Annotated in this window: 7 protein-coding genes; 4 read left to right on the plus strand and 3 right to left on the minus strand. The window is 71.3% G+C overall.

Annotation, left to right across the window (positions count from 1 at the left end):
• Nucleotides 1-124: 124 nt before the first annotated feature.
• Both AB0M20_RS11580 and AB0M20_RS11585 read right to left on the minus strand, forming a co-directional pair.
• A complete protein-coding gene (locus AB0M20_RS11580; protein ID WP_364297029.1) occupies nt 125-2,608 on the minus strand; it encodes a LamG-like jellyroll fold domain-containing protein in 2,484 nt (827 codons plus the stop codon).
• 134 nt (nt 2,609-2,742) lie between these two features.
• Entirely contained in the window at nt 2,743-4,125 is a 1,383-nt protein-coding gene (locus tag AB0M20_RS11585; RefSeq protein ID WP_364297031.1) for a UDP-glucose/GDP-mannose dehydrogenase family protein, read from the minus strand.
• 285 nt (nt 4,126-4,410) lie between these two features.
• On the opposite strand from AB0M20_RS11585, the gene AB0M20_RS11590 reads away from it, so the two are divergent.
• Genes AB0M20_RS11590 through AB0M20_RS11600 form a run of 3 tightly spaced genes read left to right on the plus strand, consistent with a single transcriptional unit; the run spans nt 4,411 to nt 8,182 of the window.
• A complete protein-coding gene (locus tag AB0M20_RS11590; RefSeq protein ID WP_364297033.1) occupies nt 4,411-5,130 on the plus strand; it encodes a ThuA domain-containing protein in 720 nt (239 codons plus the stop codon).
• The gene (locus AB0M20_RS11595; protein ID WP_364297036.1) at nt 5,127-6,137 is read left to right on the plus strand and encodes a Gfo/Idh/MocA family oxidoreductase; all 1,011 of its coding nucleotides are present in this window, start codon (nt 5,127-5,129) and stop codon (nt 6,135-6,137) included. The genes AB0M20_RS11590 and AB0M20_RS11595 overlap by 4 nt, the downstream gene beginning before the upstream one ends.
• Nucleotides 6,138-6,154: 17 nt before the next feature.
• Entirely contained in the window at nt 6,155-8,182 is a 2,028-nt protein-coding gene (locus tag AB0M20_RS11600; protein ID WP_364297038.1) for an MMPL family transporter, read from the plus strand.
• Here AB0M20_RS11600 and AB0M20_RS11605 read toward each other — a convergent pair.
• On the minus strand, nt 8,157-9,308 hold the full coding sequence (locus AB0M20_RS11605) for an acyl-CoA dehydrogenase family protein (protein ID WP_364297040.1): 1,152 nt from the start codon (nt 9,306-9,308) through the stop codon (nt 8,157-8,159). The two genes, AB0M20_RS11600 and AB0M20_RS11605, sit on opposite strands and share 26 nt — an antisense overlap.
• Nucleotides 9,309-9,352: 44 nt before the next feature.
• On the opposite strand from AB0M20_RS11605, the gene glyQ reads away from it, so the two are divergent.
• Nucleotides 9,353-10,425 (plus strand): glycine--tRNA ligase subunit alpha (glyQ, locus tag AB0M20_RS11610; protein ID WP_364297042.1); only part of this gene is annotated, 1,073 nt, incomplete at its 3' end.

Raw genomic sequence — 10,425 nt, forward strand, 5'->3', positions numbered from 1 at the left:
TATCTGGCGGCAGGTCCTGGAACAGCGGGACCTGCGCCGACGCCAGCGTGGTGAACACCCCGGGTGCGCCGTAGTCGATGAGCATGCCGGGAACATACCCCCGGCCTACGACAAGTTCCGGGGCTTACTTCTCCTGGTCGTAGAGCGCCCGGATCTCGTCCGCCGGCAGCGCCCGGTCGTACAGGTGCACCTGGTCGGCCTGGCCGTCCAGGTAGTCGACCGGGTTGCCGCCGAACTTGCCGCGGCCGATCACCGTGTTGCCGGTCGGGGTCGACGACGACAGGCAGGCGCCGGTCGAGCCGGCGAGCTCGCCGTCGACGTAGAGCCGCAGCTCACCCTTCACCGAGTCGCGCACGCCGACCAGGTGGTACCAGCGGCCGACATCCGGCTTCACCGGGCCCAGCGCGCGGACGCCGGCGAAGCTCATCGCCCAGCGCTGGTCGGCGCCCGAGTACTGCAGGAAGAAGTCGCTGCTGCTCGGACCGTCCTGGCTGACCACCGTCTGGAACGCGCCGTCGGCCTTGTCCAGCTTGACCCAGGCCGAGGCCGAGTAGTCGGTCGAGGTGTCCAGTATCGGCTTGCCGAGGTCGACGTACTGCGTCGACCCGTTCAGGTCGATCGCCTGGTTCTGGTGACCGGCCACGAAGCCCGGGTTGCCGACCAGCGTGCCGTCGTTGTCGCCGGCCTCGTCGGTGGCGTTGCCGTCCAGCGGGTAGTACGAGACGCCGGTCAGGCCCGGGGTGCCGGGCGGCGGCGGCGGGACGTTGCCGGCCGAGCCGTCGGCCTCCCGGATGATCCGCTTGTTGATGGCGCGGACCTTGGTGAAGTCCATCTTCTGCACCTGGCGGTCATAGGTGTAGAAGCCGTTGACCTCGTGCTCGACGTCGGTGATCTGGGTGTAGATCGCGCCGCTGATGCCGCACCGCTGTGCGGAGGTGATGACCGCCTTCTGGTTGTCCACGTACGCCTTGGTCAGCGCGTCGGGGCTGGGCAGCATCTCGTACGCGCCACCGTCGCCGAACCACATGTGGTTGGGCACCTCGAGGCCGAAGCCGCCGTGCTCACCGTCGATCGACACCCGGGTGCCGTCCGGCGCCGGCGAGGCGGGGCCGGTGTACTGGTGGTGGTCGATGACGTCGCCGCGACCGGAGTCACCCTTTGAGTTGCAGCAGTTCACGCCGCTGTGCGCGTTCACCAGCCGCGAGGGGTCCTGCGCCTTGACCTCGTCCGCGATGCGGCCGGTCGCGGTGCGGTCCCACTCGCCCCAGCCCTCGTTGAACGGGACCCAGGCGACGATCGAGGTCCAGCTGTCGTGCTCGCGCACCATCTCGTGCAGCTCGGACTCGAACTGCGCGCGCCACTCGGCCGGGATCGGGCCGGTGTTGGCCGACGGCATGTCCTGCCACACCAGCAGGCCCAGCTTGTCCGCCCAGTAGTACCAGCGGTCCGGCTCCACCTTGATGTGCTTGCGGACGGTGTTGAAGCCGAGCTCCTTGTGCGCCTCCAGGTCGAACCGCAGCGCCGCGTCGGTGGGCGCGGTGTTCAGCCCGTCCGGCCAGAAGCCCTGGTCCAGCGTGGACATGTTGAACAGGATCTTGCCGTTCAGCGCGATCCGGAGCTTGCCGTCGGCGCCGGCCTTCTTGCCGATCTCGCGCAGGCCGAAGTACGAGCCGACGGTGTCCAGCGGCGTGGTCCCGCTGAGCAGCTGCACCTCGAGCGTGTAGAGGTACGGGTTGTCCGGCGACCACAGCTTCGGGTTGCGCACCGGCAGCGTCAGCTCGGTGTCCGCGGCGCCGGTGACCTGGCCGACGATGCCGCCGCTGGCGTTCCGGGCCACCGCCTTGACGGTCAAGCCGGAGCCGTTCACGGTGCGCGCGGTCAGCTTGAGTGCGCCGGCCGCGACGTCGGGGGTCTGCTTCAGGCTGTCGATCCGGGCGTTCGGGGTCGGTTCCATCCACACCGTCCGCCAGATGCCGGAGCTGCCCTGGTAGAAGATGCCCCGGTCGCTGACCCGGCGCTGCTTGCCGATCGGCTGGCCGGTGGCGTCGGTGAGATCCTCGGCCCAGACGATGAGCTCCTGCGGGCCCTTGCCCTTCAGCGCGTTGGTGACGTCGACGCTGAAGCCGTCGTACCCGCCGCGGTGGGTGGCCACCTGCGTGCCGTTCACCCACACCTTGGCGTCGTAGTCGACCGCGCCGAAGTGCAGCTGCAGCCGCTGGCCCTGCCACGCGGCCGGCACGGTGAAGGTCCGGCGGTACCACATCCGGTCCTCGTGCCGCTGGATGCCGGAGAGCGCGGACTCGATCGGGTAGGGCACGAGCACCCGCTCACCGAGCGCCCGGCCGACCGGCGGCGCCTCGCCGACCTCGGCCTTGGCGAACTGCCACACACCGTTGAGGTTCTGCCACGCGTCACGGGTCAGCTGCGGGCGGGGGTACTCGGGCAGCGCGTTGGTGGGGCTGACCTCGTCGAACCACGGGGTGGCGATCGGGGGGTTGCCCTTCTCCCACTGTGGAGCAGCGTCGGCACGGGTGGCGGGGCCGGCCAGGCCGACCGTTATCAAGGTGGCGGCGGCCGCGGCCAAGGCCCGCCGTCGGGGTTTCAACATGTGTGGTTCCTCTCGCGTTTGTTCGGTACGCGGGCAGCCACAACACGCGGGCCGCCAGGAGCCAACACATTCCAACAACAGTGATCAGGTTACGTCAAGGTTTCGAGTGAAGTTGTTCGATCGACCAAGCCTGTTCAAGCAGTGGTCAGGTATCGATACCCCAGACGCTCCATCCGGGACGCCTCGAGGCAGTGCCGGCCGTCCAGCAGCACCGGCGTACGCATCAGCCCGACGAACTTGCCCCAGTCCAGGTCCAGGTACTGATCCCACTTGGTCACCAGGATGACCGCGTCCGCGTCGTCGAAGATCTCCTCGACCGACGACGCCAGCTGGCCGGCCAGCTCCGGCTGCTCCCTGATGAACCGCTCCCCCGCCACCGGGTCGTGCAGGGTCACCCGGGCGCCGCGGGCGACGAGCTGGTTCGCGATGTCCACCGACGGCGAGTCGCGCAGGTCGTCGGTGTCCGGCTTGAACGCCAGACCGAGCAGGCCGATCTTGCGTCCCTTGAGGATCCGCAGCTCCGCCAGCAGCCGGTCGACCACGACCAGGCGCTGCTGCCGGTTGACCTCGCGGGCGGCGCGCACGATCGGCATGTCGTGGTGGTACTCCTCGGCCGTCGTGATCAGCGCGGCCGTGTCCTTGCCGAAGCAGGAACCGCCCCAGCCGACGCCGGGCTCGAGGAAGCGCGAGCCGATCCGGGCGTCCAGGCCGATGCCGCGGGCCACCTGGGTCACGTCCGCACCGACCTTGCCGGCCAGCCGGCCGACCTCGTTGATGAAGCTGATCTTGGTGGCCAGGAAGGCGTTCGCCGCGTACTTGATCAGCTCGGCCGACGCCAGGTCGGTGGAGACCATCGGCACCGCGCCGACCTCGCCCGGCCGGGGCAGGAAGGTGGGCGGGGTGAAGGTCTGGTTGAGCACCGCCCGGTAGAGCCGGTTCATCACGTCCAGCCCGCGCGGGTGGTCGGAGCCGACCACGATCCGGTCGGGGTAGAGCGAGTCGAAGATGGCCACCCCCTCGCGCAGGAACTCGGGGTTCGACGCCACGGTGAACTCGCCGTCGGCCCGGCGGCCGTGCGACCGCTCGAACGCCTCGCGCAGGATCGAGTCGACCCAGTTGCTGCTGCCGATCGGCACGGTCGACTTGTTCACCACGACGGTGAAGGCGTCGGCCTGCCCGGCGACCCCGGTCAGCAGGTGCCGGCCGACGCTGTCCGCGGCCGAGCTCAGGTATCGCAGGTCCGGGTTGCCGTCCGGCAGCGACGGGGTCTGCACGGCGATGAAGACGACCTCGGCGCCGGGCACGCCCTCGGCGTAGTCGGTGGTGAAGGTGAGCCGCTCGGACGCCTCGGCGAGCAGCGCCTCCATGTGCGGCTCGTAGATCGGCGACCGGCCGGCGCGCAGCGTCTCGACCTTGTTCTCGTCCAGGTCGACGCACGTCACGTCGTGTCCCAGGAAGGCCAGACTGACCCCCGTGGTGAGTCCCACGTAGCCCGTGCCGACGACGCACACCTTCATCGCAGATGTCCCCTTTCCCGATAGCACCCGACACCGTAGCCGAAGCGGGAAACTCAAGCCTGTCCCGTCACGGCCGACGGTCCGGGCGTGACGGTGGGTAGCGGCGTGCTCCCGGCCGGTCCCGGGCGTACCCCACCAGGACCGGCACCCATTCTGCCCGGGATCTCCAGGCGATCCTGCACTCCGACCTGGTCGGATTCATGACGGCCGCCACACGCCTGCCCCGGTGAACCAGTCCCGCTGACCCGGTTGCACCGGCGCGGGCGGCACCGGAGGATCAGTGGAATGCGGGTGACGGTGTGGGGCGAGTTCCGGCACGAGCGCGACGAGCCGGAGGTGGCGAAGCTCTATCCGGACGGCATGCACGCCACGATCGCGGCCGGCATCGCCGAGCACCTCGGCGACGCCGAGATCCGCACCGTGACGCTGGACGACCCCGAGCACGGGCTGACCGAGGAGACCCTGGCCGCCACCGACGTGCTCACCTGGTGGGGACACCGCGCCCACGAGGAGGTCGCCGACGAGGTCGTCGCCCGGGTCCAGCGGCACGTGCTCTCCGGGATGGGCCTGGTGGTGCTGCACTCCGGGCACCTGTCGAAGATCTTCCGCGCGCTGATGGGCACCACCTGCCGGCTGCGCTGGCGCAACGGCGACGACCGCGAGCTGATCTGGACCGTCGACCCCTCGCATCCGGTCGCGCGCGGCGTGCCGCACCCGATCGAGATCGAGGCCGAGGAGATGTACGGCGAGTTCTTCGACGTCCCGCCGCCCGACGAGCTGGTCTTCCTCAGCTCGTTCAGCGGCGGCGAGGTGTTCCGCAGCGGGTGCGCGTACCGGCGGGGGTTCGGCCGGGTCTTCTACTTCCGGCCCGGCGACCAGGACTATCCGACCTATCACCACAAGGACGTGCGCAGGGTGATCGCGAACGCGGTGCAGTGGGCGTGCGGCGACGACCGGGAGCGGGAGCTGCCCGAGATCCGGCGCTACGAGGGCCCGCACGGGTGACGCCGCTGCCGGTGGTGATCGCGGGCGCCGGTCCGATGGGGCGCCAGTGGATGGAGACGGTGCTGGCCTCGGACACCGCCGTCCTCGCCGGGGTCGCCGACCTCGACATCGGGACCGCCCGGGCGGCGGCCGGCCCGGACCTGCCGGTCGGCACCGACCCGGTCGCGCTGGCGACCGACGTGGGCGCCGCGGCGATCGTCAACGTCACCGCCCCGGCCGCACACCACGCCGTGAGCATCGCCGCGCTGATCGCCGGCTTCCCGGTGCTCAGTGAGAAGCCGCTCGCCGAGACGGTGGCGCAGGGCCTGTCGCTGGCGGCCGCGTCGGAGGTGACCGGGCGGCTGCTGATGGTGAGCCAGTCGCGGCGGTGGAACGCCGGGCTGGCGGCGCTGAAGGACGCGACCGGCGGGCTGGGGGCGATCGGCACGGTCACGACGGAGTTCTTCCGGGCGCCGCGGTTCGGCGGGTTCCGCGACCGGATGGCGTACCCGCTGCTCACCGACATGGCCATCCACTCCTTCGACGCCGCCCGTTACCTGCTCGGCGACGAGCCCCTCGCCGTCACCTGCCGCAGCTGGAACCCGTCCTGGAGCTGGTACGCGGGCGACGCCGACGCCGCCGCGGTGTTCGACATGCGGCACGGCGCCCACTACGTCTACACCGGAAGCTGGTGCTCCCCCGGCCGCGAGACGTCCTGGAACGGATCGTGGACGGTGCACGGTGAGCACGGGACGGCGGTCTGGGACGGCGAGGATCCGCCGCCGGACGGGCGCCCGCACGGCATCGCGGCGGCGCTGGCCGCCTTCGCCGAGGCGGTGCGCACCGGGTCGGCCCCGCCGATGGGCGAGGTGCACGAGAACCTGAACAGCCTCGCGATGGTGGAGGCGGCGATCGCGTCGGCGCGCGCGAAGCGGACGGTGCGGATCGACGAGGTGGTCGCCCGGGCGCGGGCCACGGCGGTCCGCGACGAGCGTCATCCCCAGGTGCGGCAGCGGCTCGCAGGCTGATCACGTACGGTGCGACGGTGTCGCTGATCTCCGGTTTGGTCGTCCGTCATCGCTGGTGGGTGCTGATCGGCTGGTTGCTGCTCGCCCTGGCCGGCGGGTACGCCGCTCCCAAGGCCGTCGACGCGTTCACCTACGACTTCGGGCTGCCCGGCCAGCCGGGATACGAGACGAACTCCGACATCGTCGAGACCTTCGGCTCCGGCGGTGACGTGCCGCCGATCCTACTGGTGGTCACCGATCCGGCGCCGGGCTCGGGCACCGCGATCAGCCGGGCCGTCGCCGGCGCGCTGCCGGGGTCGCGGGTCGCCGACTACGACGAGCAGGACGGGCTGCGCTCAGCGCGTACCGGAGTGGTCGTGGTTCATGCCAAGCCCATCCCGGGGCCGGACCCGAACGCCCGGGCCCTGGCCGTCCTCGAGCAGATCGCTGGCGCCAATGGCGCCGTGGTGACCGGCAAGGACGCCCTCGCGGTCGAGGAGGAGGGCGGCTCGGGCGGCGCCGACGTGCTGGCCGAGACCATCTTCGGCGGGGCCGGCGCGCTGATCGTGCTGCTGCTGGTCTTCGGCTCGGTGCTGGCGCTGATGCCGCTGCTGATCGCCGCCGCGTCGATCCTCACCACGTTCCTGATCGTGTGGGGGCTGACCGGGCTCACCGACATCTCGTTCATCGTGCAGTTCCTGCTCGCGCTGATCGGTCTGGGCGTCGCCATCGACTACGCGCTGCTGATCGTGACCCGGTGGCGGGAGGAGCGCGGGCACGGGCTGGACAACACGGCGGCGGTCCGCGAGTCGATGCGCACCGCGGGCGAGGCCGTCTTCTTCTCCGGGGTGACCGTCGCGGTGAGTCTGGCCGCGCTGATCGTGCTGCCGGTGCCGTTCCTGCGCAGCATCGGCTTCACCGGCCTGCTGATCCCGGTGGTCAGCGTGGCCGCCGCGCTGACCCTGCTGCCCGCGCTGCTGCTGGTGGCCGGCCCGCGCCTGGACTGGCCGCATCGGCGCAAGGCCGACCCGGAGAGCCGGCTGTGGCGGCGGGTCGGCACGGCCGTGGTCAAGCGGCGGTGGCTGTCCGCGGCGGCCGCCACGATCGTGCTGCTCGTGCTGGCGCTGCCGGTGCTCGGGTTGCGGCTCGGGCAGCCCTCCGACGCGTCGGTCGCCTCCACCGGCGGGCCAGCCGGGCAGGCGATCCTCGCGGTGCAGTCGGCCGGGCTCGGCGCCGGGCTGTCCACGCCGATCGAGATCGTCGCCGACGACCCCGCGGCGATCGTCACGCTGACCGTGCAGCTGCCGGGGGTGCGCGCGGCGATCGCACCCCAGTCCTGGCGAGCCGGCGGCTCGGCGGTGGTCGACGTGTGGACGGTGGCCGACACGTCGGACGCCGAGGGCCGCGACGCGGCGGCGGAGGTCCGGCGGGTGGCCGAGCAGGCCGGCGCGCGGGTCGGCGGCGTCCCGGCGCAGGACGCCGACTTCATCGACGCCGTCTACGGCAACGCGTGGTGGGTCGTCGTGGTGATCGTGGTGGTGACCGTGCTGCTGCTGACGCGGGCGCTGCGCTCGATCGTGCTGCCGCTCAAGGCGCTGGTGCTCAACGTGATCTCGCTGGCGGCCGCGTACGGGATCACGGTGTGGATCTGGCAGGACGGCCACGGGACGGAGCTGCTCTTCGACCAGAGCCCGGCCGGCGCGATCACGACGTGGGTGCCGGTCGCCGTGTTCGCGTTCCTGTTCGGTCTGTCGATGGACTACGAGGTGTTCCTGCTGTCCCGGATCCGCGAGGAGCACGACGCCGGGCACGGCACCGACGAGGCCACCGTGCTCGGCCTCGCGCGCACCGGGCGGCTGGTCACGTGCGCCGCGCTGATCCTCTTCCTGGCCTTCATCTCGCTGTCGCGGGTGCCGGTCACCGACGTGAAGATCCTGGCCACCGCGCTGGCGCTGGGCATCATCATCGACGCCACCATCGTCCGGGGCGTGCTGGCGCCGGCCCTGGTGGCGGCGCTCGGCGACGCGAACTGGTGGACCCTCAGACGAAGGCGGAGAGTCCCGTGACGGCACGCCCGACGATCATCGTGTTGATCTCGCGGGTGCCCTCGTAGGAGTACAGCGCCTCGGAGTCGGCGACGAACCGGCCGATGTCGTAGTCGAGCACGATCCCGTTGCCGGCCAGCAGCTCCCGCGCCCAGCCGACCACCTCGCGCATCCGCGTGGTGCAGTACGCCTTGGCCAGCGCCGAGTGCTCGTCGCGGTACTCGCCGTTGTCCTGCAGCTGGGCCAGCCGCACGCACATGCCCATCGCGCCGGTCACGTTGCCGACCATCCGCACCAGCAGATCCTGGACCAGCTGGAACTTGCCGATCGGGCGCCCGAACTGCTCGCGTTCCTTGGCGTAGGCGAGCGCGATCTCGTACGCGGCCAGCATCACGCCGACCGCCTGCCACGCCACCCCGCTGCGGGTCTGCCGCAGGATCTGCGCGGTGTCCTTGAACGAGTTGGCGTTCTGCAGCCGGTCCGCCTCCGGGACCCGGACACCGGTCAGGGTGATGTCGGCGTTCTGGACGGTCCGCAGGGCGATCTTCCGCTCGATCTTGGTCGCCCTGAAGCCGGGCGCGTCCCCGGCCACCACGAAGCCCTTCACCTGGTCGTCCGCGACGTCCCGCGCCCACACCACGACCAGGTCCGCGAACGTGCCGTTGCCGATCCAGCGCTTCGCACCGTCCAGGATCCAGTGATCGCCGTCCCGGCGGGCGGTGGTCCGCAGCCCGGCCGCGACATCCGAGCCGCCGGTCGGCTCGGTGAGGGCGAAGGCGCCGATCTTGGCGAAGGTGGCCATCTCGGGCAGCCAGCGCTCCTGCTGTTGCGCCGAGCCGCAGGTGGCGATGCTGCCCATCGCCAGCCCCGAGTGCACGCCGAAGAAGGTCGCCAGCGACGGGTCCGCGTGCGCCATCTCGAGGGCGATCCAGCCGCTCAGCAGGGAGGAGTGCGAGCGGCCGGCGATGCCCAGGTCCGCGTACCCCTTGATCAGCTGGAACGGGAACTCGGCGCGCTCCCAGCAGTCGTTGGCGATCGGCTTGACCTCGGCGTCGAGGAAGGCGCGGAGCCGCTCGACGACGGCACTCTCCTCGGGCGAGAGCAGGTCCTGGAAGCGGTACAGATCCCCTACGAGCAGCTCGGACATATTCGATTCATACCCCCGCGGCGGCCTGCCTAGACTTCGGTCCCATGCTCACCATGCAGGACGCGCTGGCCGCTCTGACCGCGTACTGGACCGATCAGGGATGCCTGGTGGTCCAGCCGATGAACACCGAGGTCGGCGCCGGCACGCTGAACCCGGCGACGTTCCTGCGGGTGCTCGGTCCGGAGCCGTGGCGGGTGGTGTACGTGGAGCCGTCCGTGCGGCCCGACGACTCCCGGTACGGCGAGAACCCCAACCGGGTCCAGACGCACACCCAGATGCAGGTGATCCTCAAGCCGGAGCCGGGCAACGCGCAGGAGCTCTACCTGGGCAGCCTGGCCGCGCTGGGCATCGACGTGTCGGCGCACGACGTGCGGTTCGTGGAGGACAACTGGGCGTCGCCGGCGGTGGGCGCGTGGGGGCTGGGCTGGGAGGTGTGGCTGGACGGGCTGGAGATCACCCAGTTCACCTACATGCAGCAGGCCGGCGGGCTCAACCTCGACCCACCGTCGGTGGAGATCACCTACGGCATCGAGCGGATCCTGATGGCTCTGCAGGGGGTCCGGCATTTCAAGGACATCGTGTACGCCAAGGGCGTCAGCTACGGCGAGGTGTTCCTGCAGGCCGAGTACGAGATGTCCCGCTACTACCTGGACGACGCCGACGTCGGCACCAACCGCCGCCTGCTCGAGCTCTACGCGGGCGAGGCGCAGCGGATGATCGATGCCGGGCTGCCGGTGCCGGCGCACACGTACGTGCTCAAGTCCTCGCACGCCTTCAACGTGCTCGACTCCCGCGGCGCGGTCTCCACCGCGGACCGGGCGGCGGAGTTCGGCCGGATGCGCCGCCTCGCCGGTGACGTGGCCCGGCTGTGGGTGGCGCGGCGCGAGGAGCTGGGCCATCCGCTCGGCGTCTCGCATCCGCCCGCGCCGGCTGTCGCCGGGAAGCCGTCGGAGGGTCCGGCGCCGCGGATGCTGGCCTTCGAGGTGGGTACGGAGGAGATGGCGCCCGGTGCCGCCGCCGCAGCCCTGGCACAGCTGCGCGAGCGGCTGACCGCGCTTCTCGGCGCGACCCGCCTGGCGCACGGGGACATCCGGGTGGCCGCCACGCCGCGGCGCCT

Origin of the sequence: Actinoplanes sp. NPDC051633 (assembly GCF_040681735.1) — a bacterium.
Lineage (GTDB): Bacteria > Actinomycetota > Actinomycetes > Mycobacteriales > Micromonosporaceae > Actinoplanes.

Bases quoted from the DNA above. Each gene is read 5' to 3' on its own strand.
- AB0M20_RS11580 (WP_364297029.1), bottom strand. From the start codon at position 2,608: ATGTTGAAACCCCGACGGCGGGCCTTGGCCGCGGCCGCCGCCACCTTG.
- AB0M20_RS11605 (WP_364297040.1), bottom strand. From the start codon at position 9,308: ATGTCCGAGCTGCTCGTAGGGGATCTGTACCGCTTCCAGGACCTGCTC.
- AB0M20_RS11585 (WP_364297031.1), bottom strand. From the start codon at position 4,125: ATGAAGGTGTGCGTCGTCGGCACGGGCTACGTGGGACTCACCACGGGG.
- AB0M20_RS11590 (WP_364297033.1), top strand. From the start codon at position 4,411: ATGCGGGTGACGGTGTGGGGCGAGTTCCGGCACGAGCGCGACGAGCCG.